Source organism: Campylobacter showae (assembly GCF_900699785.1).
Taxonomy (GTDB): Bacteria; Campylobacterota; Campylobacteria; order Campylobacterales; family Campylobacteraceae; genus Campylobacter_A; species Campylobacter_A showae_D.
Window position 1 is genome coordinate 1,732,641 of the sequence record NZ_LR535679.1, and the last position, 24,771, is coordinate 1,757,411.

Below are 24,771 nucleotides of genomic sequence, written 5' to 3' on the forward strand. Positions count from 1 at the left end.
TAAATTTAACTAGCGGGTTAAGATCGGCAAAAGCGTTCTTTAAAATAGTCGTTACGATTCGGCGAAATAGGACAAAAATCTCAAATTTGAGGAGCACTTTTTAGAGGCTCGCAAATTTTAGATAAACGTCCGTCGACGAATTTAAACGAAAAGATTAAATTTGACTCAAATTTAGCGCGCAAAACTTAGGCGGCGCAAATTTGATCTAAATTCGAAATAGGTATAAAACACAAAACGAAAGGGGACAAAATGGCTACTGCTAAGCTAATCTGTGCGGTCATAGGCTTGATCGCCGTCGTGTTTTTATTGGTCAAAAAAAGAGAGACCAAAACCGTGCTCATCGGCGTGGGACTCGTACTCTGCGTCATCTGTCTAAATCCGCTCGGAGCGCTTGAGAGCTTTACGAAGTCGATGACTTCGGCCGGCCTTATCAAGGCCATTTGCGCCAGCATGGGCTTTGCCTACGTTATGAAGGTGACTAAGTGCGACCAGCACCTAGTTTTGCTACTTACCAAACCGATGAAAAATATCGGATTTTTGCTGATTCCGGCTACTTTCGTGCTCACCTATCTCATCAACATCGCGATACCGTCGGCTGCGGGCTGCTCGGCTGCGGTCGGGGCTACGATGATACCGCTTTTGATGGCATCTGGCGTACGCCCTGCGATGGCGGGAGCTGCGGTGTTTGCGGGAACTTTTGGCGGCGTGCTAAGCCCAGGCTCCGCGCACAATATCTTCGTAACCGACATGGTAAAAAAGACCAATGAAGCCTACACCGTCCAAGACGTCATCGGCGTGCAGTTTCCAAACGCCGTCGCCGCAGGCATCGTCGTTTTGATCGTGATTAGCTTAACGGCGATTATCTTTAAAGATTATCAAAAAGGGCAGGATTTCTCGCCTAAATCTATAAGCAACGCTGGCGAAGCGACGCAGACGAAGGTAAATTTACTCTTTGCTCTAGCGCCTCTCATCCCGCTAGTTATCCTTGTCGTCGGCGGCACAAGCCTAAATAAAATCTCGTGGCTAGCATGGACGAAGATGGGCGTGGCCGAGGCTATGATCCTTGGCGCTATCATCGCGGTTTTCATCACGTGGACAAGCCCTGAAAAGATCACCAAAGAGTTTTTTAACGGTATGGGCAGCGCCTACGCCGAGGTTATGGGTATCATCATCGCCGCGGGCGTTTTCGTCGCGGGTCTAAAGGCGTGCGGTGCGATCGACGCGGTCACCGAGTGGCTAAAACACTCCCAGGAGTTCGTGCGCTACGGCGGTACTTTCGTACCGTATCTCATGGGTACGGTTACGGGCTCGGGTGATGCCGCTACTATGGCGTTTAACCAAGCTATCACCGTTCATGCTGCGGATCTTGGCTTTGCGCAGGATAAACTAGGCATGGCCGCTGCGATCTCGGGCGCACTAGGCCGCTCGTCGTCTCCTATCGCGGGTGCAGCGATCGTGTGCGCGGGTCTTGCGATGGTTAGCCCGGTAGAGATAGCTAAGCGAACGGCTCCTGCGATGGCGATAGCCGTGTGCGTTATAGCGTTTTTTATGCTCTAAATTTACGGAGCTAAAATTTATAAAGTCGGCGCCTTGCCGACTTTATACGCGGATGGCGTTTGTCGCCCTTTTTTAAATCTCTAAATTTTAGAAAATTAGTTAAATTTAATCCTTGCGTGCGTCGTTTCTCTTAGACATGCGCCTTTTTCTATCAAATTTACCGAGTCAAATTTGCCGCGCAAAGGCAGCCAATGTTATTTTTGAATAAACTCTTTATATCGGTCGCAGGCTAGCTCGGGCTCCATATCGCACGCTTTTTTGAGGTATTTTTCGGCCGCGTTTGCGTCCCCTTTGACGCCCCGTCCTTTTGTGCGTATAGGTTGCCTAGATTGTAGCATCCGCCGCCGTTACCCATGTCGCAGGCTTTGGCGTAAAATTCGCTAGCTTTTGCGTAGTCTTGCCTGGCGCCGCGTCCGTTTGCGTAGGCAAAGCTCAAATTTGAGCAGCCCGCTTCATCGCCCATATCGCACGCCTTTGCGTAAAGCTGGGCGGCTTTTTTGCCGTCCTGCGCCACGCCGCTTCCGTTGTCGTATAAAAAGCCTAAATTTGAGCAGCCGGCGCCGTTACCTAGATTGCAAGCCTTTGAGTAGAGCTCGGCCGCTTTTTGGTAGTCTTGCGCGGCTCCTTCCCTGGCGTTATCGTACAAGACGCCAAGCTCGTAGCAGCTTGCGCCCTTTCCGCCGTCGCACTCCTTTTGTAGCGCGTCTAGATCGGCGCCGTTTAATAAGACCGAAGCCGCAATTAGCGGTAAAAATATCTTTTTCATTAAATTTGCTCCTATTTAAAATCGCTCTTTGCATTTTACGCAAAGCGAGCTTAAATTCGGGCGGGCGGGTTAAATTTGACGTAAATTTGGGTTAGCACCGTAAAGGGGCGGGCCTCGGAGCGTAAGATGAAAGGCGGTTGCAAATTTGACCCCGATCGGATTTACGGTGCTCACTCGGGCAAAATGTCGCCGAAAGTCCGAGTGAGCCGAGCTAAATTTGTCTCGGCGACGGATCGCAAATTTAAAAAGCAGTCTAAAAATTTGAGCGAAAAGCACGCTTACTAAAAAGCTCACAAATTTAAAAGCCGGCATTTTCAAAAAGCGCGTAAATTTCAGTTTGACTTTTAAAATTTGAGAGCGAATTCGCCCTCAAATTTGACTCGGTTTATTTCTCTGCTATGATTTTTACGATCTCACAGACGACGTTGCTAGCCGCGCGTAGCGATTTTACCGGCAGGTATTCGTAGATGGAGTGAAAGTTGTGCGCGCCGGTAAAGATATTCGGGCACGGTACGCCCTTTTCCGAGATGACGGCGCCGTCGTAGCCGCCTCGCATCGGGATGACTTTTGGCTCTATGTTTAGCCGAGCGTAGGCTTGCTTGGCCGCGACGACGGGCAGGCTGTTTTCGCCGTCCGCTAGGTAGTTAAATACGTTTTTGTAGCGGTCTTTTAGGCTGATTTGAATTCTGTGCGCGCCGTAAATTTTAGCAAACGAGTCGGAAAGATCTTGTAAAAACGCCATGCGCTGCGCGTATTTTGCCTCGTTAAATTCGCGAACGTCGAGCTTTAGCACGGTCTTTGCGCTGTTGCCAGATAATTCCTTGACCCAGTAGTAGCCCTCGACGCCGTCGGTATACTCGGGTGCTTCGCCGCCCGGTAGCATCGAGATAAATTTATGAGCGAGTAGCAATGAATTTACTAGCTTACCTTTGGCATTCATCGGGTGCGCAGACTGCCCGACGAAGGTCACGACCGCATCGCCCGCGTTCCAGTTTTGGTAAATCAGCTCGCCTATGCCGCAGCAATCTAGACAGTAGGCAAAGTCGGCCTTGATCTCTGAGACGTCAAGCGCCTTGGCTCCGCGCAGGCCTTGCTCCTCGTCGGGTAAAAAGCCAAACGTCACGTCGCCGTGCTCGATTTGCGGATTTTGTATGAAAAACTGCGCGGCGTTTACGATGGCGGCGATCGCGGCCTTGTCGTCCGCGCCTAGCAGGCTGGTGCCGTCCGTTACGATGAGATCGTCTCCGAGGTAGTTAGCAAGCTCCGGAAATTCGCTTTGTTTGAGCGTTATGCCCAGTTCTTTATTTAGCGTGACGTCGCCGCCTTCGTAGCGTACGATTTGCGCTTTCGTGTCGTTTTTTTGCTCCGCGCTCGTATCAAGGTGTGCGAAAAACGCCACGGACGGCAGCTTTTTAGCGGAATTTGACGGCAAAACGGCTGTGGTTATGGTATTTTCTCGTCTTTTTATATTTTGCAGGCCGAGCTCCTTTAGCTCGCTTTCTATCAGCTTTGCTAGATCGTGCTCGGTTGGGTTTGAAGGCATAATGCCCGCCGCGCCCGCTTCGCGGTTTGTGGTGGTGTTGATCTTCGTATAGCGTAAAAACCTCTCGACTATATCCATGTTCGCTCCTAAATTTGAGATAAAATTTATGAAATTATACTATTTTTTAATTAAGCTTAAAATAAAATTTTAATATTTTTTGGCAAGTTTAAAATTTAATCGGTATAATTCGCAAACTAATTTTAAAGGAGCAAAAATGCGAAATTTACGCTACGTAGGTGATTTTTCGGACTTTAATCAGGTTTTTTCGGCGACGCTGGGCAAGATGGCGACCGTGCAAAATAGATTTGCGGATATCGTCGGCAACCTCGACTGGAACGTGGATTTTGATCGCTGCGAGATAGCTTTCGGCGATCAAATTTACAAGATACAGTTTATCGGCAGCGAGTCAAACGTGAGCGACACGTGGCTGTGGGGACACGCGAACGTAAATAACTTTGGCGAGGAGGCGACGCGGTTTTCTGCGGAGGTGTTGCGCGCGGGGCTAGAGTGGGGTTTGCAAGCTTTTAGCGAACCGAGCTTTGAGCTGGATGAAACCTTTAACGGGCACACGCTATGTATCGCCGCATGCGGAGTCGCTGACGAAAATTTATGCTACTACGGCTGCAGACACGATAAGGGCTGTGCGTTTGTGGCTATAACCGATGCGCCAGCTTCGCTTTTTGAGCCTCTTAGCACGCACGAGTTTGTCAAAACAGCAAGTAGCTGCATACAAAATCACGACGTAGATCATAAAATTTTCATCAAAAGCTTTTTGGAATTTAACGGAGTCAAATTTGATGAAAACGTCGAAAAGGGCGGACTTTTTAAGAAAGGCAAAGACGAAATCGTAGCTAAATTTGACAAAGAGCTTTTGATTAAATTTGACGACAAGGGTAGGATTTCGGGATTTAAATACGAATTTTAATTTGTGTAGTTTGAGCGAGGCGATGAGCTAAAAACCCACCGCCTTAAATTTACGAATGGAAGTGAAACTCGTCCGGATGATCGAGCGCGTAGCGGAATTTCTCCATATCTACTTTTTTATCCCAGATCGAGATGATTAGGCAGCCTACGGCGTTGCCGCAGAGGTTTCCGACCGCGCGCATCTCGGACATAAATTTATCCACGCCAAGCAGCACCGCAACCGTAACGACCGGGATACCTGCACTAGGAAGCGCGGCAAGCGTACCGGCAAGTATGATAAATCCGGAGCCCGTGACGCCGACCGCACCCTTGCTTGTTACCATCAAGATGATAAGAATTTGTATCAAATGCTCGACCGTTAGTGGGATACCGAAGGCTTGAGCGAGGAAAATAACGCTAAGCGATAGGTAGATGTTCGTGCAGTCGAGGTTAAACGAATATCCAGTCGGTATGATGAGTCCGACCGCGCCCCTGTGGATACCTGCGGCTTCTAGCTTTTGCATGAGCGGAGCTAGCGCGGTCTCCGAGGAGCTCGTCGCAAACACGATCAGGACTTCTTTTGCGATGAAGCGCATAAATTTAAAGATATTAACCTTCGCAAAATAGCAAATAATGCCCAAAACTACAAAGATAAAAAACAAGCTCGCAAAAGCCATAACGAAAAGTAGCTCAAGCATACCCAAAAGCGAGTTAATGCCGAATTTACCGATCAAAAACGCCATCGCAGAAAATGCCGCAACCGGGCTAAATAGCATCAAAATCGTAAGCAGTTTTAGCACCCAGTGCTGAACGATTTCAAGCGGTCTTAGGATCTTTTTTTTGTAGTCGTGCTTTAAAAACGAAATCGCAACAGCCGTAACGATCGCCAAAAATAGCACTTGAAGCGTGTTTGATTTGATAAACGGATCAAGCAAATGTACATAAGGAAAAATGCCGTCAACCGGTACAGCGCCGCGCAAAATATGAAGCGTATGCGCTAAAACCCCGCTGTTTGCGTCTATGTTTGAGGCTTGGCTCGTAAATTTCTCTACGCTAGAGGCGTCAAGCTGCGTATAGTCAAGATGCATATCGTGACCAGGTTTTAGCGTCTCGCCGAAGATTATTCCCACGGCAAGGGCTAAGGTGCTCACGACCTCAAAGTAAATAAATCCTTTAAGTCCGATAGAGCCCAGTTCCTTCATGCTCTCAAGCCCGATGATGCCTGAGACTATCGTGAGGAAAATGATCGGTCCGATGAGGGCTTTTAAGGCTTTGATAAAGTAGTCGATGCCAGGCTTGCTCGCGATGCCTAGATCCGGGAAGATCATGCCGACCGCGATACCCGCGACGATGCCGAAAACCACCCAAAACGCTAGGTTGGTAAACATTCTAATAAGAAAAGGTTTTTGCGGTTTTGCCGCGTTTGAAACGCTTGGGTTCAAGAGGTGTCCTTTAAAAATTATTAAAAAGCTATTTTAACAAATAAATTTATATAAAAAGATAAAATCGCGGCGATTTTTGGTCAAATTTTACCCGCCGCCGCAAATTTCATCAAATTTTACAAACTCTCTAAAATTTCGATCGAGTTTATCTTATCGCCTTGTCTAACGCTATCTAGAGTCTTTAGGCTAGGCTCGTCCACGATCTGTCCAAACACCGTATGTACGCCGTCAAGGTGCGGCTGCGCGCTGTGGCAGACGAAAAACTGACTGCCGCCCGTATCGCGTCCGGCGTGCGCCATAGATAGCGCTCCTCGTTTGTGTTTGTGTTTTTGGCCTACGCACTCGCATTTGATGCGCCAGCCCGGTCCCCCTGTGCCCGTGCCGTGCGGACAACCGCCCTGGATCACGAAATTTGGGATCACGCGGTGGAAATTTAACCCGTCGTAAAAGCCGCTTTTGGCTAGCTGGGCAAAATTTGTCACGGCTTGCGGCGCTTCGTCGCCGTAAAGCTCGAGCTTCATATCGCCTTTTTCGGTGTGGATTACGGCAAATTTGAGCTTAGCAAGCTCGGCCGCGTCGATGTCGTAGATTTTTAGTTCGTCGTTTCTCATTTCGTTCCTTAAATTTATTCGATATTTGTATAAACCGCTTGCACGTCGTCGTCGTCTTCGAGCTTATCGAGCAGCTTTTCTAGCTCGTTCATTTGCTCTTCGTCTAGACTTACGGGCGAATTTGCGATGTATTGCAGGCTTGCTTTTTTGGCTTCAAGCCCCAGCTTTTCGATACCTTCGCTAAGAGTTCCGAAGCTTGCGTAATCGCCGTAGATATAAAGCACGCCGTCTTCCTCCTCGATCTCGGTTAGACCGAAGTCAATGAGCTCTAGCTCGATCTCGTCAAGCTCTTTTGCGGGCATATCAAGCTCAAAAACGCTCTTTCTCGTAAACATGAAATTTAGGCTTCCGCTAGGCAAAATTTCGCCGCCGTTTTTGCTAAATATCGCCTTGACGTTTGCGACGGTGCGAGTCGGGTTGTCGGTAGCGCACTCGACGATGATTTGCACGCCGTGAGCGCCCTTGCCGTCGTAAAAGATAGTCTTGATATCGGCGCTATCTTTGCCGTTAGCGCGTTTTATCGCCGCGTCGATGTTGTCTTTTGGCATGTTTTGCGCTTTGGCCGCTGCTATCGCGGCGCGAAGTTTCGGGTTCATATCAGGCTCGGTGCCGCCCTCTTTAGCCGCTACGGTTATGGCTTTTGCGAGTTTTGGAAAAACCTTACTCATCTTGTCCCAGCGCGCTTCCTTCGCGGCGCGCCTGTATTCAAACGCTCGTCCCATTTCGTTCCTTTAAAAATTTTTACCCAATTATATCTAAAAAAATTTTGCATTTTTTTAAAAATGCGAGGTTTTGAGCGTATTAGCAAAAAATTTAGCTTTAAGTCCTATAATCCTCGTATGATTTTAAATGCCCGAAAAGACGACGCCGCGCGCTGCATAGAGCTGTTAAATTTAGCCATGGAGGATATCGCTTTTACGCTTAGCGGCGTGAGCGATCCCGTTAAGAGCGATGAAATTTTGCATAAATTTTTTAGAAGCGAGATAAACCGCCTAAGCTACAACAACGTTTTCGTTTTTAAATTTGACGGCGAGATCGCGGGGACGATTTGCGTTTACGACGGAAGCGAGATTGAAATGTTAGACGAGCCCATCAGGGCGCATTTGCAGACGCTTGGTTTAAACAAATTTCCGCAGACCGAGTGCTTCGCGGACGAGCTATATATCGATAGTCTTGCCGTGGACGAGAGATTTCGCGGACGAGGCATCGCAAAAGAGCTGATCAAATTTGTCTTTACCCTCGCGCCGAAACGAAATATCAAAAAAGTAGCTCTCATCGTCGATGAAAAAAAGCCTAAAACCATGGCTTTTTACGAGCATTTGGGCTTTGAAACCGACTGCGAAATGATCATAAATTCTCATAAATACTACCATATGATAAAGGAGATAAAATGACTAAATTTAAGGTTGCTAATATCCACTGCGAAAACTGCGCAAACACCATAAAAAACGCTCTTGGGGACGAATACGGCGAGATAAAGGTCGATCTTAGCGTAGAGCCGAGGGTCGTGAGCGTAAATTTAGACGGCAAGGACGAGGCGAAATTCAAAGAGGATCTGGATGATTTGGGATTTAGCGTCATAGAGAAAATTTGATGCAAAATATCAAACTAAACATCGCGGGCATGACCTGCGTAAACTGCTCAAACGCCATCGAGCGCGTGACGAAAAAAATCGCGGGCGTACTGGACGCCAAGGTCAGCTTCGCAAACGGCTCGGGCGAATTTATCATAGAAAGCGCCGAAGTACAAGCTGCGATAGAAGAAAAAATAAAAAAGTTAGGTTACGGCGTGGCAAAGGATTTGGCGGAATTTGAAGCCAAGCGCGAGAAACATATCTTAAATTTACGCCGAAATTTCCTGGCTGCGGCGGCTTTTAGCGCGGTGATCATGGCGCTTGAGATGAGCGAGCAGCCAAGCGTGACAAAATCGGCTATCATGCTAGCACTCGCCTTTATCACGATAGCTACGTGCGGGCGGGACTTTTTCGTCCATGCTTACGGTGCACTGAAAAATAAAAACTTCGATATGAACGTGCTCGTCGCGCTGGGAACAAGCACGGCGTTTGCGTACTCGCTGGGAGTTTTTATCGCGGGCGAGCGCCTACCTGAAAACATGCGCCACCTCTATGTCTCGGGCGCGGCCATGATAACGGCTTTCGTGCTGCTGGGTAAATTTTTAGAAGAGCGCTCAAAAGCTCGCGCAGGCGATTATATAAAATCGCTCATGGATATGTCGCCAAAGACCGCTCTCGTACTACAAAAAGACGGTAGCGCGCTGGAAGTTGATGTCGCAAGCCTAAAAATAGGCGACATCGCGGTCGTAAAGAGCGGCTACGCTGTGCCTTGCGACGGGGTCGTGATAAACGGCGGCGCAGAGATCGACGCCTCGATGCTAACGGGCGAGAGTCTGCCCGTCTATAAAAAACAAGGCGACGAAGTTAATGCCGGGACCATAAATTTAAACGGCTACATCAACGTAAAGGTTACTAAGCCCGCTAATCAAACGCTTTTGTCGCAAATTTTAGAGCTTTTAAGTGACGCGTCGAGCAAAAAGATGCCTATCAGCCACTTTGCCGACCGCGTGGCAAATATCTTCGTGCCTAGCGTGATAGCTATCGCCGTCGTTACGTTTTGCGCGTGGTTTGTGGTTACGGGAAATGCGCTACAAGGCGTGCTAAGCGCGGTTTGCGTGCTCATTATCTCGTGTCCTTGCGCGCTGGGGCTAGCTACCCCGATAGCTATCGTCTCCTCGTTATCTCTGGGCGCTAAAAATGGAATCCTCATTAAAAATCCAGAAGTTTTAGAAGTTCTTGGCGGCGTGAAATACGCGGTATTTGATAAAACCGGAACGCTAACTAAGGGCGAAATTTCGGTAAATTTTACCGATATAAACGATGAAAATTTAGCCAAAATCGCCGCGCTAGAGGCTAAAAGCTCGCATCCGATATCGGCTGCGATCGTTAGATACGCAAATGAGCTGGGGCTTAAAATTTTAGGCGACGAAAAGGGTTTTGAAAATATCGCCGGACGCGGCGTAAAGAGCGAGGACGATAGCGTGATAGCAGGCAACGAGGCCTTTTTAAGCGAGCTTGGCGTGGAGATAAGCGCGCAGGCTAAAGAGCAAATCGCCAAAGCGCAAAACGAAGGAAACGGCGTAGTACTAGCGGCCGTGGATAAAATTTACGTAGGATTTATAGCGCTTAGCGACAGGGTAAAGGACGACGCAGCTCAGGCTATCCAAAGCCTAAAAAACGCCGGCGTAGCGACCGTAATGCTAACCGGAGATAACGCCTTCACCGCTAAAAACGTAGCGGGCAAGCTAGGTGTAGAAAAGGTCTTTGCCGGCATGCTACCTAATGAAAAATTTGAAACCATAAAACGCCTGCAAGAAGAGGGCGGAGTGCTGTTTGTCGGCGACGGTATCAACGATGCCGCCCCGCTAAAACAAGCAAATGCGGGCATCGCGATGAGTAGCGGCGCAGACATCGCAAAAGAGGCTGGCGACGTAGTGCTAGTAAAAAACGATCTAAAAAGCGCGGTATCTACGATAAATTTGGCCAACGAGACGATGAAAACGATAAGGCAAAATTTGTTTTGGGCGTTTGTTTATAACGCCGTTTGTATCCCGGTCGCGGCCGGAGTTTTAGCGCCTCTAGGCCTCATGCTAACGCCTGTTTACGGGGCTGCGGCGATGTGCTTTAGCTCGGTCACGGTCGTGTTAAATTCGATCAGATTACGATTTAAGCAAATCTAAAATTTAGCCTAAATTTTGTAAAATCCCGCAAAAAACAAAAAGGAAAAAGATGAATTTAGGTAAATTTTATGCCGTGATCGCAAGGATATTTGCGTTAAATTTCGCTCTGCCGCCGAGTGCAAAGCTTTTTAGCGAGCTAAATAAAAATCCAAAATGGATAATAACAAACGATAGCGAAGCAAACGCCAAGGGGCGCGAGCTATACGAAGAGTCGCTAAAAACCGAGAGCATTGAAGAGATCGCGAAAGACTTTGCAAATTTGAAAAAATATTTTAACGCGGAGTTCTTTTTCGAGGGCGATAAGGCGCTTCTTGAAGGCTTTTATAAAAAGTGCAAATTTAGCCCAAATTTAGGCGTCAGCGCGGTTGATAGCCTCACGAATGAACTTTCGTTTTTCTCCTCCGTCGTCGAGCTAAAACAAGACGAGCAGACGAAGGAAATTTTGGGCGTTTTGCTAAGCTCCTATCTGCTACCGTACGCTAAAAAGCTGGCCCCCGTCCTGCAAAGCGAAGCGAAAAGTAAATTTTACTGCGCAATGGGGTATCTTTTCGAGGATTTTGCGAGCGGCATCGAAAATACGCTAAAAGTCAAAGTCGTACCTAGATGAGTTGGTGGAACGACTTTTATATAAATTTTGATCCCGTCGCGTTTGAGCTGTTTGGCATCAAGGTGCATTGGTACGGGATAATGTACGTCCTAGCGCTGCTCGTGGCGCTCGGGGTGGCTAAATTTATCGTCAAGCGCGATAATATGCAAATTTCAAATTCGCTGCTTGATAACTATTTCTTTTGGGTGGAAATCGGCGTGATACTGGGCGCGAGGCTGGGCTACATCGTCATTTACGATCCAAATACCGCTTATTATCTCACTCATCCTTGGCAGATTTTTAACCCCTTTCACAACGGCGAATTCGTTGGTATCCGCGGTATGAGCTATCACGGCGCGGTGGTCGGATTTTTGATAGCGACGTGGGCTTTTTGTCGTAAATTTAAGCAAAATTTGTGGCAGCTTTTAGATCTCGTCGCGCTTAGCATTCCGCTTGGATATTTTTTCGGTCGTATCGGAAATTTTTTAAACCAAGAGCTGTTCGGTCGTATCACGGACGTCTCATGGGCGATCAACGTCGCGGGACAGATGCGCCATCCGTCGCAAATTTATGAAGCCATTTTAGAGGGGCTCGCTGTTTTTGCGATTCTTTTTGTTTATAGAAAATTTAAAAAATTTGACGGCGAACTTATCGCTCTTTATGCCATACTTTATACCTTTGCCAGATTTGTCTGCGAGTTCTTTAGGGAGCCTGATTTCGGTATCGGCTTTGTATTTTTAAATTTATCTATGGGGCAGGTACTATCATTTTTAATGTTTGCGTGCGGTATTTTCCTTTATATTATCTTAAATAAAAAATATACAAAATTTTAAAAGGTTTTTAAAGTAATTTGCGATACTATTACACCGTTTTTCTAGTATCATAATTTAATTTTCTCTTAAGTTATGATAATTTATTTCAATTTTATAGGAGGGCTCATGAGTGGGCTAATCGAGGGCTTCTTAGGTAGGCAAGCGGATACGAAAAAAAGTCGTACTCCTGCCGTTTGGGACAGATGGCAAAGTATAACGGGACTGATTTTGGCCTGTTTTATTTTGTGTCACATGGTATTTACCTCTACCATTTTATTCGGCAAGGGCGCATTTAACGCCGTCGTAGGGTTTGCGGAGGCTAAATTTTTATTCGGCGAGGCTACGTGGTGGATCACTAATGTCATAGCCGCGGTAATATTCGCCGTTTTTATCGCTCACGCATTTTTAGCGATGAGGAAATTCCCAGCAAACTATAGACAATACATCATGTTTAAAGGTCATAAAGACCGTATGAAACACCTTGATACTACGCTTTGGTGGTTTCAGTTTTTGACAGGTTTTGCTCTATTTTTCGCAGCCAGCGCGCACTTAGTCGATATAATATTTGGCGGACACATCACTGCCGATAAATCAGCGGCTGCATTTCATCAATTAGAAATTTTTTACTTTGCGCTACTTGTATTTATGGTTGTTCACGCTAGCGTGGGAATGTACCGCTTGTATGTCAAATGGATAAGCATCGACGGAGTAAATAAACAAGAGATGTTCGCAAAAAGAAATAAAGCCAAAACTGCGATATTTGTGGTTTTTGGAGTGCTCGCGGTCATCGCGCTGATCGCTGATTTCGTGTGGATCAGTCTTTAGGAAAAGGAGCTTTAAAAAATGAACGTAAAATATTATGATGCATTAGTTATCGGAGGCGGTCTAGCGGGGCTTCGCGCTGCCGTCGCCGCTGGAGAAAAGGGGCTAAGTACGGTAGTTTTAAGCCTAATCCCGGTTAAGCGCTCGCACTCTGCGGCTGCGCAAGGCGGTATGCAAGCCTCTTTGGGAAATTCAAAAATGAGCGAAGGCGACAACGAGGACGTACACTTTGCCGACACGGTAAAAGGTAGCGACTGGGGCTGCGATCAGCAAGTCGCGCGTATGTTTTGTCAAACCGCGCCTAAGGCGATCCGCGAGCTAGCCGCTTGGGGCGTGCCTTGGACTCGTATAACAAAAGGCGAAAGAAGCGCTATCATCAACGCTCAAAAAACGACTATCGTAGAAAAAGAAGAGGTCCACGGACTCATCCACTCTCGCGACTTTGGCGGAACTAAAAAATGGAGAACATGCTTTACGGCGGACGCCACCGGTCACACTATGCTTTTTGCCGTAGCAAACGAAGCTCTAAAGCACAACGTAGAAATCCACGACAGAAAAGAAGCTATCGCGCTAATCCACGCAAACAACCGCTGTTACGGCGCGATCGTCCGCGATCTAGTTAACGGCGAGATCACGGCATACGTCGCAAAAGGTACTCTAATCGCTACGGGCGGCTACGGTAGGGTTTATAAACACACTACAAACGCCGTAGTTTGCGAAGGTATCGGCGCGGCTATCGCACTTGAGACCGGCGTAGCTCAGCTAGGAAATATGGAAGCGGTGCAGTTTCACCCGACTCCGATCGTTCCAAGCGGTATTTTGCTAACAGAAGGTTGCCGCGGCGATGGTGGAATTTTACGCGACGTAGACGGATATCGCTTTATGCCCGACTACGAGCCTGAGAAAAAAGAACTAGCTAGCCGCGACGTCGTAAGCCGCCGCATCATGGAGCATATCCGCGCAGGCAAGGGCGTACCTAGCCCATACGGATATCACGTTTGGCTGGATATCTCGATCCTAGGACGCGAGCATATCGAGAAAAACTTACGCGACGTTCAAGAAATTTGCGAAATCTTTAACGGCATCGACCCTGCCGATACCGAAGTATATACCGACGAAAACGGACGCCAACGCGGTAAAGGCTGGGCGCCGATCCTTCCTATGCAGCACTACTCTATGGGCGGTATAAAAACTAAGCCTACGGGCGAGAGCCCGACGCTAGCGGGTCTATTTAGCGCCGGCGAGGCTGCATGCTGGGATATGCACGGATTTAACCGTCTAGGCGGCAACTCCGTTTCTGAAACGGTCGTCGCGGGCATGATTGTGGGCGATTATTTTGCCGACTACTGCGGTAAACACGAGATCGAGATAAATACTAACGACATCGAAAAATTCGTTAAAAAAGAGGAAGACTATCTAAAGAGCCTGGTCGAAAAAGAGGGCAAATTTAACGTATTTGAGATCAAAAATAAGATGAAAGACATCATGTGGGAGCACGTAGCAATCTTTAGAACCGGCGAAGGTCTGGCCGTAGCGGTAAAAGAGCTAGAAGAGCTTTATAAGCAATCTTTAGATGTCAAAGTCACAAACAAGGCGCTTTTTGGCAACCCTGAGCTTGAGGAAGCCTACCGCGTACCAAAGATGCTAAAACTAGCTCTTTGTATCGCAAAAGGCGCGCTTGATCGCACCGAGAGCCGCGGAGCGCACTGCCGCGAGGACTATCCGAAACGCGACGACCTAAACTGGCTAAACAGAACTCTAACTAGCTGGAAAGAGGGCGATACGCTACCGACTATCGTGTATGAGCCGCTTGATATTATGAAAATGGAAATTCCGCCGGCATTCCGCGGATACGGAGCTAAGGGTAACATCATCGAACACCCGGACAGCGCCGTACGTCAAGCGCAGGTCGATGAGATCCGCGCCAAAATGGAAGCCGAAGGCAAAGGCAGATACGAGATCCAAGAAGCGCTAATGCACTATGATCTTCAGCCTAAATATAAAGCACCAAACGAAAGAGCAGGAATAGGATATGAGTAGAAAAATCACCATAAAAGCATTTAAATATAATCCGTTGAGCAAAATTTCAAAGCCGCATTTCGCGACCTACGAGCTAGAAGAAACAGACGGCATGACGCTTTTTATAGCGTTAAATCAAATTCGCGAGAAATTTGACCCGGATCTTAGCTTTGACTTCGTTTGCCGCGCCGGTATCTGCGGAAGCTGCGGTATGCTAGTTAACGGTACGCCAAAGCTTGCTTGCCGTACGCTAACCAAAGACTATCCAAACGGCGTGATCGAGCTTATGCCTTTGCCGGTGTTTAAGCTACTAAAAGACCTAAGCGTAGACACGGGCAACTGGATGAACGCGATGAGTAAGCGCGTGGAGAGCTGGATACATACAGATCACGAGACCGATATATCTAAGCTTGAGGAAAAAGTCGAGCCTGAAGTAGCACAGGAAGTATTTGAGCTTGACCGCTGCATCGAATGCGGTATCTGCGTAGCTGCGTGCGGTACGGCTATCATGAGGTCTGATTTCATCGGCGCGGTCGGACTTAACCGCGTAGCAAGATTTAAAATCGACGCGCTTGACAAACGAACCGACGAGGACTTTTACGAGCTTATCGGAGATGATGACGGCGTGTTTGGCTGTATGACTTTGCTAGGCTGCGAGGATAACTGCCCTAAACACCTCCCGCTACAAAGCAGGATTGCGTATATGCGCAGAAAAATGGCTGTAATAAAGTAGCCAAGGGGTCGTGAGACCCCTTTTTAAATTTAACTTCAAATTTTACTATACTTCTTCTCAAATTTTATCGTCAAATTTACCTTTTTTAACTAGGTTAAATTTGTTCAAATTTTATGATACTTACTTTGTTAAATTTTCCAAAATATGCGGATATACGAAAATATCCAATTTTGCATTAATCCAAATTTGATTACGGCGTCTTTGATTTCTTGTTTAAATTTAAAGATGGGGTGCTTGCAGTAAATTCAGCAATAGCTTTGTTTTTATGTTATTTTGAAATAGTCATGCATGCTTAAATATGTGTCAAATATTATAATGAAACAAGAGAGGGTTTAGGGCTCATATTTTTGGGATATTGTGACAGTAATTGATGGTGCATAAAAATGATAAATGGTGGAAGCGAGGGGGATCGAACCCCTGTCCAAAAACAAACCGATTACAGCCTCTACACGCTTAGCAAAAGTGAAAAATTCATCTAAAAAGGCTCACTTTCCAAAAACCTTATTTTAGACTAAGACAAGATTTCGGCTAACGGCTCGTCAGACCGCCAACCTACGCTAGCTGGGGTTACTCGCCGTTATCTTAGCTAGTATCGGACTAGGCGAGGCTCAACTGAACTTACGCAGCTTTAGCGTAAGCAGGAGCGTAGTTAACGTTGTTTGCGTTTAAATTTATTTGAGCTTTTTACGCTTTGCTCAAAGCGACGTGCCACCGTGACCGCTCTGCTCCTGTCGAAGCCAAGTCGCTCCCGTAAGAATAGGCTAAATTTAGCCTTGTTTTAAAGGTTGTGGATTATATTATTTTTTGTATTTTTTGTCAAACGTCTAGTTTTTGGGGGATTTTTACGATATTTGCATCCAAAACTCCGAAAAACTCCGCATCGGTTTCTATATCGTTTTTGTATTTTTCAAACTGATCGCTCACCAAAAGTAACCAGTCTACAAAATCGTCGTTTGCGGGCCCTTGTAGCTCTCTAGCCTCGCCGCAAATTTCCTCTGCCAATGTCGTTAGTTTAAATATCGGATTGAGCTTCATAAAGCTCGAGGCGGATTTTATGTTGTGAAAAATTCTAAAAAGCTCGTTGATGTTGGCGTTATATCTATCGTTTCTAGCTAGCCCGATGATGAGGGGTTCCATCAGGTCGCACATTAAGGAGTAGTGCGACAAAAACTCCTCTACAATATCGTAAGAGTAGTCTATCTCGAGGCTTTTTAGTATTCCCATTTATTTTCCTTAAAATTATTGCGCTGATTGTATCATTTTTTTGATAAAATTAAAAATAAAATACCGAATTTTAAGGAGGAAATTTATGCCGAAAAATGATAAAAAAGTTACAATTTATGATATAATTAACAAAAAGGGCACCCAGCCCATCGTTATGATCACGGCTTACGACGCTCTTTTTGCGCGGCTTTTTGATGATTACGTCGACATTATCTTAGTGGGCGACAGTCTAAATATGAGCTTTAACGGCAAAAAAGACACCCTTAGCCTTAAAATGAACGACGCGCTTTATCACGTTAAGGCCGTTTTACAGGGCTCAAAACGCGCTTTCGTCGTTGCCGATATGCCCTTTGGTAGCTATCAGGACGAAAAATCCGCGCTAAAAAACGCGACTAAACTTATCAAAGCCGGCGCGGACGCGGTCAAATTTGAAGGCGGTCTAAAAGCCGCTCCTATCGTAAAAAGGCTCGTTGGCGAGGGTATAAACGTGATGGCTCACATCGGACTCATGCCCCAGTTTGTGCGAAACGAAGGCGGCTACAAGATAAAAGGGCGCAGCGAGGCTGACGAAGCGCGCTTGATCGACGAGGCGAAGGCGCTTGAGCGCGCTGGAGCGTTTTCGGCCGTGGTCGAGGGCACGCTAAGCCCGGTTGCGGCAAAGGTCGCAAAGAGCGTGCAAATGCCTATCATCGGTATCGGGGCAGGTGCCGACGTAGACGGACAGGTGCTTGTGTGGAGCGATATGCTCGGCTTTTTTGACGAGTTTAAGCCAAAATTCGTCAAACGATACCTTGACGGCGCAAATTTGGTGCGAACGGCGGTAGAAGCCTACGCTCGCGAAGTTAGAGAAAAGACCTTTCCGAGCGAGGAGTTCGAGTATAAAATTTAGCTTGTTTTGGGCAAATCTAGTCGGCGGGGCAAATTTGATCACCCGGCAAGCGGCGGCAAATTTGGTCCTTAGGCGTTAAATTTGACGAACAGAGTTTGAGTTAAATTTGAACGCTTGCATTTACCCGCCCCTCGTCAAATTTGACGGGCAAATTTGGCTATCAAAACAAGACTAGATTAAAAGCAAGGAGCGAGTTTTGAAAATTTTATTGATTTTAGCGGCGTTTTTTAGCGCGCTAACGGCTTCAAATACGAATTTTGGGCTAAGCATCGATAGTCTTGGCGAGCAAAACGAGCAAACGCAGAACGAGAAGCGATTTTCTAAACGCGAGGAGACTGCGAGACAGGCTATCGAAAATGCCGATTATGACGCTGCTTTTAAGATTTTATCGCCGCTTTGCGAGGAGGGCGACGCGATGAGTTGCGCGGCGCTGGGCAGTATGCATTTTGGCGGGCTGGGAGCCGAGAAAAGCAACGAAAAAGCCGAACTTTTCTTTGTAAAATCGTGCGAGCTAGGAAACGGCACGGGCTGCTTTGATCTGGCGCTTTTAAACGTCAAGGAAATTTTCGGCCCCAAAGATGAAAATAAAATATTTCGCCTCTACGAAAAAGGCTGCGAGCTAGGCTCTGAAGCGGCTTGCAACAACCTCGGCCTTATCTACGAATCACAAAACGATCTCAAAAAATCCGTAAATTTATATGCCAAAGCATGCAGGAAATTTGACGGCGCTGGTTGCTACAACTACGGCAGGATGATGCATGAGGGATTGGGCGCGGAGCGAGACCTGGCAAGCGCGCACAAGGCCTTTGACACTTCGTGCTATATGAAAAACGCGCTTGGCTGCTATGCTCTGGGCTACGTTTACGAGCACGCGCAGGGCGTGGAGTTTGCTGTTTACGACGCGTACGACGGATATTCGCGCTCTTGCAAACTCGGCAACGACGACGGCTGTAGGGCGCTCGGTTTTGAAAACTACGAAAAAAATATCGAAATTTACGAAAAATTCGAGTCCATCGCTGAGGGTTGCAAATTCGGCAACGATAGCGACTGCAAGCTTTTAAAAGCGAGGATAGCGGAGTTTTGATAAAATGGCGCATTTGTCGTAAAAAGATAAAAGACGGTAGATGAAAAAGTCAAATAATGTCCTAAAGCCGATTTTAACGGTTGTTGTTTGTTTAATTGCGTTCACCGTTCTTGTTATAGCGGTTATTTGCAGCACTTTTGGCGGCTACCTCGACCAAAAGGAGATAGAAAAAGTCCCTTTAATGCAAAACTATGAGTTAAATCGTGAAAAAATTTTAGATTTGCTAGAGTTTGCGCGCAGGAACATATCCGCAGATTTGCGCGTAAGTATCACCACGAACCATATCGAGATCGGCTCTAACGATAACGGGACGAAAATAAGTAGCCGCAATATCAAAGATGTCCTAAAATTTATCGGCTGGGATACGGCTAAATTTAAAGAGTTGCAATCTAGACTCGAGTCCGTAAATTCCGTAAAGGTTACCGTAAATTCGGATAAAAATAGTAAAGCAGAACCCGTGGCTATCATAACTTACAGCTATGTAGAACACTACGAGAGGAGTTATGAATTCTACGCAAAGGATAGCCCAAGGCTACAAGAGCTATACGATAAAGGTTGCACCAAAAAATACGAAGACGACGGCGTCGTATTTGTAACATGGACGTCGCACGGCGATAAATATCAAACTTTTTGCGTTAAAGACGACGGCGAGGGTGTTTTGATGGATTGGCGCTGGCGTTAGATCGTTACTTTTTATGTGATTTTTGGCTTGGAGCCTCAAACGGAAGAGTAAATTTAGCGCGTTTTGTCTTTGGGTGGCTTTGGTCTTTTCTTAAATTTGCATGCGTGCTTCCGTCAAAAATTGCGAACCACGGCATAAATTTATCAATGCAATTTAGTGCAAAACCAGCGGAGGTGCGGACGCAAACTGCAAGAAAAATGCGAAACTAAATCAAGAAGCGAGACATGAATTTAGCCCGCTAAAATTTCGTCGGCCCACTCCTGCGACCCAAATTTGCCCTAAATCGCCGAGTCCATTTCAAGCGAGCCCAAAGCCAAAACTTACCCAAAATTTTGTAAAATGCGGCAAATTTACGAAAAACAGAGCCGAAAAAATGGATAGAATAGTCGAAATAGAAAAAATAAGCTTCGAGAACGATTTTGAGGTGTCGCTGCGCCCCACGCGCTTTGAGGACTACATCGGACAGGAAAAAATCAAGCAAAATTTAGGCGTATTTATAAAGGCTGCCAAAAAGCGCGGCGAGTGCCTAGATCACGTGCTTTTCTATGGGCCTCCGGGCCTTGGCAAGACGACGCTGGCGCACATCATCGCAAACGAAATGGGCGTGAGCATCAAGATGACGGCCGCGCCCATGATAGAAAAAAGCGGCGATCTAGCAGCGGTTCTGACAAATTTGCAAGAAGGCGACGTGCTGTTTATCGACGAGATACACCGCTTGAGTCCTGCTATCGAGGAAGTGCTGTATCCGGCGATGGAGGACTTTCGCTTAGATATCATCATCGGCTCGGGACCTGCGGCGCAGACCATCAAGATCGATCTGCCTAAATTTACGCTAATTGGCGCTACTACGCGCGCTGGCATGATTTCAGCGCCCCTGCGGGATCGCTTTGGGATGGATTTTAGGCTGCAGTTTTACACTCGCGAGGAGCTGGCTCGTATCGTGCAGATCGCCTCTGTAAAGCTTGGCAAAGAGTGCGAAAAATCCGCCGCTCTCGAGGTCGCCGCCCGTTCACGCGCTACGCCTAGGATCGCGCTGCGACTGCTAAAGCGCATACGAGACTTCGCCGAGGTAAACGACGAAGCGATCATCTCGCAACCTCGCGCCAAAGAGGCTCTGGACGCGCTTGGCGTAAACGATATCGGCTTTGACGAGATGGATATCAAGTACCTAGAAATCCTGCTCGCCGCCAAACGTCGCCCGATGGGTCTAAGCACGATCGCGGCGGCTTTGAGCGAAGACGAAGGTACGGTCGAGGACGTGATCGAGCCCTATCTGCTCGCTAACGGCTACATCGAGCGCACGGCAAAAGGCAGGCTAGCTAGCGCCAAAGCCTACGAGGCGTTTAAGCTCAAATTTGACGGGGATACGCAAAGGGGGCTGTTTGAGGAGTGAGGCAAAATCGGCTCTTTTTGGGTCGGTCGCCTTTTGCTAAATTTTATCCAAGCAAATTTGAGTTTTCAAATTTGCCGCCGTTTGGCTAGTCGGCCGTCAAATTTGACTATATTTTTGCTATGCGCTCAGACTAAAAACGCTTGCCAAATTTAACCCGCTCAAATTTCGCGCCGAATTTATCAGCCGCACCAAAGCCGCCGCACCACCGCCTGCCCGTCCGCAAAACCCCGCAAAATCTGATATAATAAGCCCCTCAAAGGAAAAAAATGAATAATCGAGTGTTTTTCGGTATCTTCGCTCTTTGTGCGTTGGCGCTAGTGGTGTACCTTTTCAAGCCGTTTTTGCTAAACATCTTTATCGCCGCCTTGCTAGCCGTCGCCACCTCAAACGTAAACGTCAAATTTTTGCAGCTAACGAAGGGTAAAAGAACGCTCTCGGCGGCTCTTACGACGCTAGCGCTGTTTTCGCTATTTATCGCGCCGCTTTTGTACGCCGTGATCGAGATCGCAAAACACGCCGCAAACTTTAACACCGGCTACATAACAAACACGCTAAATTATTTTCAAAGCGGGAATTTTCAGCTACCCGAACCGATCAAATTTCTAGAGCCTAAAATCAAAGAGATGATCGCCGACATCGACGTCGGAGCGATATCTAGCAACGTACTTTCTAGCCTTGGCGGCATCGGCAAATCAAGCGTGAAATTTCTCATCGACATGATTTTTATCCTCGTGTTTTTCTTTTTTGCGGTGCTTTACGGTAGCGAGCTCGTGGGCTACCTAAAAAGCGCGCTTCCGATGAAGGAGAGCGAGAGCGAATTTATCCTCAGCGAAGTAGCCAACGTCATGAGCGTCGTGCTTTACTCTATCGTTTTAAACGCGATTTTGCAGGGCTGCCTCTTTGCTATCATCACGATTTCGTACGGCTACAACGGCTTTTTGATGGGCATACTCTTTGCCTTTACTTCGCTTGTTCCGGTCGTTGGCGGCTTGCTTGCGTGGGGACCGATCAGCCTTTACGAGTTTGCTAACGGCAACACCGCGGCCGCGATCGTCATCGCCGTCTATACCATCGTCGTGATCTCTATCGTCGCAGATACGTTTTTAAAGCCGATCGTGATTAAATTTATCAACGATAAGCTCGTAAAAATCCCTACTAAAATAAACGAACTGTTGCTATTTTTCTCGATGATAGCAGGCATCTCGACGTTTGGCTTTTGGGGACTTATCTTAGGTCCTGCGATCGTGACGTTTTTTATCTCGACGATCAAGCTTTATACATTGCTTAAAGAGCACTCGGTCGTGTAAATTTGCCTAAAATCGGCGATATTTTTAGCAAATATCACAAATCTAACACGAATTTTATTATTTTCTGTGCTATAATCCTTAAATATAAAAATTAATGTTCCGCATTAAATTTGCGGAACGTAAATTTGCTAAATTTAACCAAGGAGTTTTTATGAAACTAGCAAAACTAAGTTTAGCCGCCGTTTTGGCGCTTGGCTTTTTGGGCGCCGCAAACGCAGCCGATACGTTTGGAGAGGCGTTTACCAAAGGAAAACTAGCGGGTAAGATCCAAGCTACCTACGTGGATCAAAAAGACGAGCGCGCGCCGATACACGACGAGCAGATGACGTCTATACAGCTTGAGCTTGGATACGTGACCGATCCGTTTTACGGCTTTAGACTCGGCGTTACGGGGCAGGGCAACTTCTTGCCGTTTAACAGTATGAGAAAAAGCGGCACTCTATACGACAAAGAGTGGAGAACGCAAGGCGCGGTAATGTCTGAGGCATACCTAGGCTACGGCATAGGGCAGACCGATATAAAATTCGGCCGTCAATACGTAAATACTCCGCTAGTAGCGGGCAATCCGACGCGCGCGTTTAAAGAGGCGTTTGAGGGTCTAACGATCGTAAATAAAGACATACCAAACACCGCATTGATCGGCGGCTGGTATTATAAATTTCAAGGCAGAAGCGCCGTCGTAACGGGCGGTAAAGAGGGGCGCGCTCCGCACTTTAAAGATAGAGTCATCGTCGGCGGCATGGGACCCGTGGCGTATGAGTTTGACAATATCTTTACCGGCGCGGTCATCAACCAAAGTATACCGAATCTAAAACTAACCGGCGCGTACGCTAGAGTGACCGATCTTAGGCGCGGCGCGCTGCAAGGCGACATCAACTTCTACCTAGCCGAGGCTAACTATAAAGTACCCGTCGGCGACTTTAAGCTCGGTTTTGACGCGATGTATAAGGGCTCTCGCACTACAAGAGGCTTAGAAGACCTAAACTACGACGGAAATATGATCGGCCTAAGAGCGGGGATTTATGATTTCGTGGGCTTTAGCGCCTCTTACGCCTATACGACCGTCGGCGACAACGACGCTTTGGCGTTTGGTCTAGGTAACGGTCCGGGCTCATACACGCTGCTTCCTATACGCGGACCTTTCGTATTTACGGGCTATGCGGGCATGAATACGCATAAGCTTTTGTTTGAATACGACTTTAAAGAAGTCGGCGCCGAGGGCCTAAAAGCAAAACTACATCTAGTAAAAGGCAAGCAAGACGCCCCGCATCGCAACGCCGGTCCGACTGCGGCTAACACGCACATGAACGTCAAAGGTTGGGCGGCGCAGGCTAGCTACGATATACCGTGGGTCAAAGGGCTAAGCGCAAGCGTCACCTACACGGCTCTTGAGAGAAAGAACTTTGACGCTATGGGCGCAGTTAAAAAGACCGACAACAACGAGCTTTGGCTGCAACTAGGATATAAATTTAACCTTCTAAACTAACCACTCTAATGCGGACGCAAATTTGACGCGTCCGCTACTTCTTTTTTATTTTATTTTTCGCGTTTGGGGCGTAAATTTAGCCTCGCAAAACCCGTATAAATTTGATCTTTTTGGAGTAAATTTGGAGTGTGCGAATTTGAGCTTTTAGGGCAAAATTTACGCTCAAATCTAGAAAGATAAAAAGCGCTCGCGGCTGTTTTGATAAAGTAAGATTTGAAAAACTGGCATGGGTTTAAGAGTCAAATTTGTCTTTGCGCTTACGCGGATCCGCTAAAAACAAATGCAAATTTAAGCTTGCAAGAGCAAATTATTTGCCCGAGCAAGCTATAAATAAAGTCCTATCTATCGTAAAATTTGCCGAGTATGCCGCTGCCGATCTCTTTGCGTTCGCCGTTTTCTATCATCGCGGCTTTGCGGTCGATATCGACGGTTTTGTCGGTGTTGATGATAAATTTGAGCTCATACGAGCGCGAATTTATCTGCTTTGGCATATCTCCGAAAAATATCGGCTTTGGCGGGCGTTGCGAATCAAGCGCGGCCCATTGAAATTGACTTACGAAAGTGCTAAATAAAAAACCCTTGCCGTTTAGCTTGTATTTGTTTATGAGCTCGTCGGCTATCGCGTCGTTATCGCAGTTTACGGGCGCGCTGAAGGTATTTTTCTTTGCTTTTTCTTCGTCGTATTTGCAAAATTTATTCGCTAGCGCCAACATCTCTTCTTTGTTTGCGTCGCTACTACCCTCGGTTTTTAGTTCGTTGTAGTTATTTATTATCCGCTCTAGCGTCTTTTCTAGGCTTTTTTGCGCGTCGTCTTTGGCCTTTTGTACGGCCTCTTCGTAGCGAGCGTTTTGCCTGTCGTATTCCGCCTTGAGCACGTCGTTGCTAACCTCGCAAGTTAACTTTACCAGCTTTAAGTCGTTTCCGCTGACGTCTTCCCATTTTACGTTTTGGCAGCCCTTGTAGCCGTCAACGGCGGCGCCTATGGTCATTGACTTTTTAAACGGTAGCGTGTAGTTTTTGACGATGTCTATGTTGTTGTCTCCGCATCCGGTTAGCGCCAAAACGGCGGCTATGAGAGAAAATTTTACTTTCATTCGTTCTCCTAAAAATTTAAAAGCCTAAATCTAGCTAAATTTAGCTTAATACTAAGATACGTTTA

24 protein-coding genes and 1 other RNA gene are annotated in these 24,771 nt (G+C 47.0%); 17 read left to right on the top strand and 8 right to left on the bottom strand.

From position 1 onward, the window contains the following. The first annotated feature begins 249 nt into the window (after positions 1-249). Positions 250-1,557, top strand: coding sequence for a C4-dicarboxylate transporter DcuC (gene dcuC, locus E4V70_RS08605; RefSeq protein ID WP_122862695.1), 1,308 nt, complete (start codon positions 250-252; stop codon positions 1,555-1,557). 229 nt (positions 1,558-1,786) lie between these two features. On the opposite strand, the gene E4V70_RS08610 is transcribed toward dcuC, so the two are convergent. Next, complete coding sequence (locus tag E4V70_RS08610) at positions 1,787-2,323, bottom strand: tetratricopeptide repeat protein (protein ID WP_122862696.1); 537 nt, start codon at positions 2,321-2,323, stop codon at positions 1,787-1,789. A 126-nt stretch (positions 2,324-2,449) separates the two neighbouring features. Between E4V70_RS08610 and E4V70_RS10805 the strand changes: the two genes are divergently transcribed. Further along, the gene (locus E4V70_RS10805; protein ID WP_163026455.1) at positions 2,450-2,608 is read left to right on the top strand and encodes a hypothetical protein; all 159 of its coding nucleotides are present in this window, start codon (positions 2,450-2,452) and stop codon (positions 2,606-2,608) included. A gap of 100 nt (positions 2,609-2,708) precedes the next feature. Here E4V70_RS10805 and pepT read toward each other — a convergent pair whose 3' ends face one another. Then, positions 2,709-3,944: a peptidase T gene (pepT, locus tag E4V70_RS08615; RefSeq protein ID WP_122862698.1), complete on the bottom strand. Its 1,236-nt coding sequence runs from the start codon at positions 3,942-3,944 to the stop codon at positions 2,709-2,711. A gap of 136 nt (positions 3,945-4,080) precedes the next feature. On the opposite strand from pepT, the gene E4V70_RS08620 reads away from it, so the two are divergent. After that, positions 4,081-4,791: a DUF6882 domain-containing protein gene (locus E4V70_RS08620; protein WP_122862699.1), complete on the top strand. Its 711-nt coding sequence runs from the start codon at positions 4,081-4,083 to the stop codon at positions 4,789-4,791. Positions 4,792-4,840: 49 nt separating this feature from the next. Here the strand turns inward: E4V70_RS08620 and E4V70_RS08625 are convergent, their stop codons facing one another. From E4V70_RS08625 to E4V70_RS08635, 3 genes are all read right to left on the bottom strand, one after another. Then, positions 4,841-6,211 (bottom strand): cation:dicarboxylate symporter family transporter, encoded by a 1,371-nt coding sequence (locus E4V70_RS08625; RefSeq protein WP_122862700.1) that lies wholly within the window; start codon positions 6,209-6,211, stop codon positions 4,841-4,843. Between the two features lie 116 nt (positions 6,212-6,327). Next, complete coding sequence (locus E4V70_RS08630) at positions 6,328-6,822, bottom strand: peptidylprolyl isomerase (RefSeq protein ID WP_002953057.1); 495 nt, start codon at positions 6,820-6,822, stop codon at positions 6,328-6,330. Positions 6,823-6,836: 14 nt separating this feature from the next. Beyond that, positions 6,837-7,544 carry a YebC/PmpR family DNA-binding transcriptional regulator gene (locus tag E4V70_RS08635; RefSeq protein ID WP_122862701.1) on the bottom strand — a complete coding sequence of 236 codons (708 nt, stop codon included), beginning with the start codon at positions 7,542-7,544 and terminating at the stop codon, positions 6,837-6,839. A 117-nt stretch (positions 7,545-7,661) separates the two neighbouring features. Between E4V70_RS08635 and E4V70_RS08640 the strand changes: the two genes are divergently transcribed. From E4V70_RS08640 to E4V70_RS08675, 8 genes are all read left to right on the top strand, one after another. Further along, on the top strand, positions 7,662-8,216 hold the full coding sequence (locus E4V70_RS08640) for a GNAT family N-acetyltransferase (protein WP_122862702.1): 555 nt from the start codon (positions 7,662-7,664) through the stop codon (positions 8,214-8,216). Then, the gene (locus E4V70_RS08645; RefSeq protein WP_122862703.1) at positions 8,213-8,416 is read left to right on the top strand and encodes a heavy-metal-associated domain-containing protein; all 204 of its coding nucleotides are present in this window, start codon (positions 8,213-8,215) and stop codon (positions 8,414-8,416) included. Before E4V70_RS08640 ends, E4V70_RS08645 begins: the two co-directional genes overlap by 4 nt. Beyond that, a complete protein-coding gene (locus E4V70_RS08650) occupies positions 8,416-10,575 on the top strand; it encodes a heavy metal translocating P-type ATPase (RefSeq protein WP_122863147.1) in 2,160 nt (719 codons plus the stop codon). The genes E4V70_RS08645 and E4V70_RS08650 overlap by 1 nt, the downstream gene beginning before the upstream one ends. Before the next feature lie 49 nt (positions 10,576-10,624). Continuing rightward, positions 10,625-11,182, top strand: a complete 558-nt coding sequence (locus tag E4V70_RS08655; RefSeq protein ID WP_122862704.1) for a hypothetical protein — start codon at positions 10,625-10,627, stop codon at positions 11,180-11,182. After that, the gene (gene lgt / locus E4V70_RS08660; RefSeq protein ID WP_122862705.1) at positions 11,179-11,994 is read left to right on the top strand and encodes a prolipoprotein diacylglyceryl transferase; all 816 of its coding nucleotides are present in this window, start codon (positions 11,179-11,181) and stop codon (positions 11,992-11,994) included. Before E4V70_RS08655 ends, lgt begins: the two co-directional genes overlap by 4 nt. A 105-nt stretch (positions 11,995-12,099) precedes the next feature. Then, on the top strand, positions 12,100-12,798 hold the full coding sequence (locus E4V70_RS08665) for a fumarate reductase cytochrome b subunit (protein ID WP_122862706.1): 699 nt from the start codon (positions 12,100-12,102) through the stop codon (positions 12,796-12,798). Positions 12,799-12,816: 18 nt separating this feature from the next. Beyond that, a complete protein-coding gene (locus E4V70_RS08670; RefSeq protein WP_107710047.1) occupies positions 12,817-14,835 on the top strand; it encodes a fumarate reductase flavoprotein subunit in 2,019 nt (672 codons plus the stop codon). After that, positions 14,828-15,547: a fumarate reductase iron-sulfur subunit gene (locus E4V70_RS08675; RefSeq protein WP_122862707.1), complete on the top strand. Its 720-nt coding sequence runs from the start codon at positions 14,828-14,830 to the stop codon at positions 15,545-15,547. The genes E4V70_RS08670 and E4V70_RS08675 overlap by 8 nt, the downstream gene beginning before the upstream one ends. A gap of 391 nt (positions 15,548-15,938) precedes the next feature. Here E4V70_RS08675 and ssrA read toward each other — a convergent pair. Together ssrA and E4V70_RS08685 are read right to left on the bottom strand one after the other, a co-directional pair. Beyond that, positions 15,939-16,297: a transfer-messenger RNA gene (gene ssrA / locus E4V70_RS08680) on the bottom strand. Between the two features lie 66 nt (positions 16,298-16,363). Continuing rightward, a complete protein-coding gene (locus E4V70_RS08685) occupies positions 16,364-16,771 on the bottom strand; it encodes an Hpt domain-containing protein (RefSeq protein WP_002953104.1) in 408 nt (135 codons plus the stop codon). Positions 16,772-16,856: 85 nt separating this feature from the next. Between E4V70_RS08685 and panB the strand changes: the two genes are divergently transcribed. The 6 genes from panB to E4V70_RS08715 all read left to right on the top strand — a co-directional run bounded on the left by panB (position 16,857) and on the right by E4V70_RS08715 (position 23,612). After that, a complete protein-coding gene (gene panB, locus E4V70_RS08690; protein ID WP_122862708.1) occupies positions 16,857-17,660 on the top strand; it encodes a 3-methyl-2-oxobutanoate hydroxymethyltransferase in 804 nt (267 codons plus the stop codon). 196 nt (positions 17,661-17,856) lie between these two features. After that, entirely contained in the window at positions 17,857-18,744 is an 888-nt protein-coding gene (locus E4V70_RS08695; protein ID WP_122862709.1) for a tetratricopeptide repeat protein, read from the top strand. Between the two features lie 181 nt (positions 18,745-18,925). Further along, on the top strand, positions 18,926-19,426 hold the full coding sequence (locus E4V70_RS08700; protein WP_134482491.1) for a hypothetical protein: 501 nt from the start codon (positions 18,926-18,928) through the stop codon (positions 19,424-19,426). A 373-nt stretch (positions 19,427-19,799) separates the two neighbouring features. Continuing rightward, positions 19,800-20,819: a Holliday junction branch migration DNA helicase RuvB gene (gene ruvB, locus E4V70_RS08705; protein ID WP_122862711.1), complete on the top strand. Its 1,020-nt coding sequence runs from the start codon at positions 19,800-19,802 to the stop codon at positions 20,817-20,819. A 266-nt stretch (positions 20,820-21,085) separates the two neighbouring features. Further along, positions 21,086-22,126: an AI-2E family transporter gene (locus E4V70_RS08710; RefSeq protein WP_122862712.1), complete on the top strand. Its 1,041-nt coding sequence runs from the start codon at positions 21,086-21,088 to the stop codon at positions 22,124-22,126. 151 nt (positions 22,127-22,277) lie between these two features. After that, positions 22,278-23,612 (top strand): OprD family outer membrane porin, encoded by a 1,335-nt coding sequence (locus E4V70_RS08715; protein ID WP_122862713.1) that lies wholly within the window; start codon positions 22,278-22,280, stop codon positions 23,610-23,612. Positions 23,613-23,950: 338 nt separating this feature from the next. Here E4V70_RS08715 and E4V70_RS08720 read toward each other — a convergent pair whose 3' ends face one another. Next, on the bottom strand, positions 23,951-24,706 hold the full coding sequence (locus E4V70_RS08720) for a hypothetical protein (RefSeq protein WP_232037853.1): 756 nt from the start codon (positions 24,704-24,706) through the stop codon (positions 23,951-23,953). Between the last annotated feature and the right edge of the window lie 65 nt (positions 24,707-24,771).

Coding starts and splice junctions, on each gene's coding strand:
- E4V70_RS08700 (WP_134482491.1), top strand. CDS start 18,926: ATGCAAAACTATGAGTTAAATCGTGAAAAAATTTTAGATTTGCTAGAG.
- dcuC (WP_122862695.1), top strand. CDS start 250: ATGGCTACTGCTAAGCTAATCTGTGCGGTCATAGGCTTGATCGCCGTC.
- E4V70_RS08650 (WP_122863147.1), top strand. CDS start 8,416: ATGCAAAATATCAAACTAAACATCGCGGGCATGACCTGCGTAAACTGC.
- panB (WP_122862708.1), top strand. CDS start 16,857: ATGCCGAAAAATGATAAAAAAGTTACAATTTATGATATAATTAACAAA.
- lgt (WP_122862705.1), top strand. CDS start 11,179: ATGAGTTGGTGGAACGACTTTTATATAAATTTTGATCCCGTCGCGTTT.
- E4V70_RS08610 (WP_122862696.1), bottom strand. CDS start 2,323: ATGAAAAAGATATTTTTACCGCTAATTGCGGCTTCGGTCTTATTAAAC.
- E4V70_RS08715 (WP_122862713.1), top strand. CDS start 22,278: ATGAAACTAGCAAAACTAAGTTTAGCCGCCGTTTTGGCGCTTGGCTTT.
- E4V70_RS08670 (WP_107710047.1), top strand. CDS start 12,817: ATGAACGTAAAATATTATGATGCATTAGTTATCGGAGGCGGTCTAGCG.
- E4V70_RS10805 (WP_163026455.1), top strand. CDS start 2,450: ATGAAAGGCGGTTGCAAATTTGACCCCGATCGGATTTACGGTGCTCAC.
- E4V70_RS08710 (WP_122862712.1), top strand. CDS start 21,086: ATGAATAATCGAGTGTTTTTCGGTATCTTCGCTCTTTGTGCGTTGGCG.
- E4V70_RS08720 (WP_232037853.1), bottom strand. CDS start 24,706: ATGAAAGTAAAATTTTCTCTCATAGCCGCCGTTTTGGCGCTAACCGGA.
- E4V70_RS08635 (WP_122862701.1), bottom strand. CDS start 7,544: ATGGGACGAGCGTTTGAATACAGGCGCGCCGCGAAGGAAGCGCGCTGG.
- E4V70_RS08630 (WP_002953057.1), bottom strand. CDS start 6,822: ATGAGAAACGACGAACTAAAAATCTACGACATCGACGCGGCCGAGCTT.
- ruvB (WP_122862711.1), top strand. CDS start 19,800: ATGGATAGAATAGTCGAAATAGAAAAAATAAGCTTCGAGAACGATTTT.
- E4V70_RS08640 (WP_122862702.1), top strand. CDS start 7,662: ATGATTTTAAATGCCCGAAAAGACGACGCCGCGCGCTGCATAGAGCTG.
- E4V70_RS08685 (WP_002953104.1), bottom strand. CDS start 16,771: ATGGGAATACTAAAAAGCCTCGAGATAGACTACTCTTACGATATTGTA.
- E4V70_RS08655 (WP_122862704.1), top strand. CDS start 10,625: ATGAATTTAGGTAAATTTTATGCCGTGATCGCAAGGATATTTGCGTTA.
- E4V70_RS08620 (WP_122862699.1), top strand. CDS start 4,081: ATGCGAAATTTACGCTACGTAGGTGATTTTTCGGACTTTAATCAGGTT.
- pepT (WP_122862698.1), bottom strand. CDS start 3,944: ATGGATATAGTCGAGAGGTTTTTACGCTATACGAAGATCAACACCACC.
- E4V70_RS08645 (WP_122862703.1), top strand. CDS start 8,213: ATGACTAAATTTAAGGTTGCTAATATCCACTGCGAAAACTGCGCAAAC.
- E4V70_RS08665 (WP_122862706.1), top strand. CDS start 12,100: ATGAGTGGGCTAATCGAGGGCTTCTTAGGTAGGCAAGCGGATACGAAA.
- E4V70_RS08675 (WP_122862707.1), top strand. CDS start 14,828: ATGAGTAGAAAAATCACCATAAAAGCATTTAAATATAATCCGTTGAGC.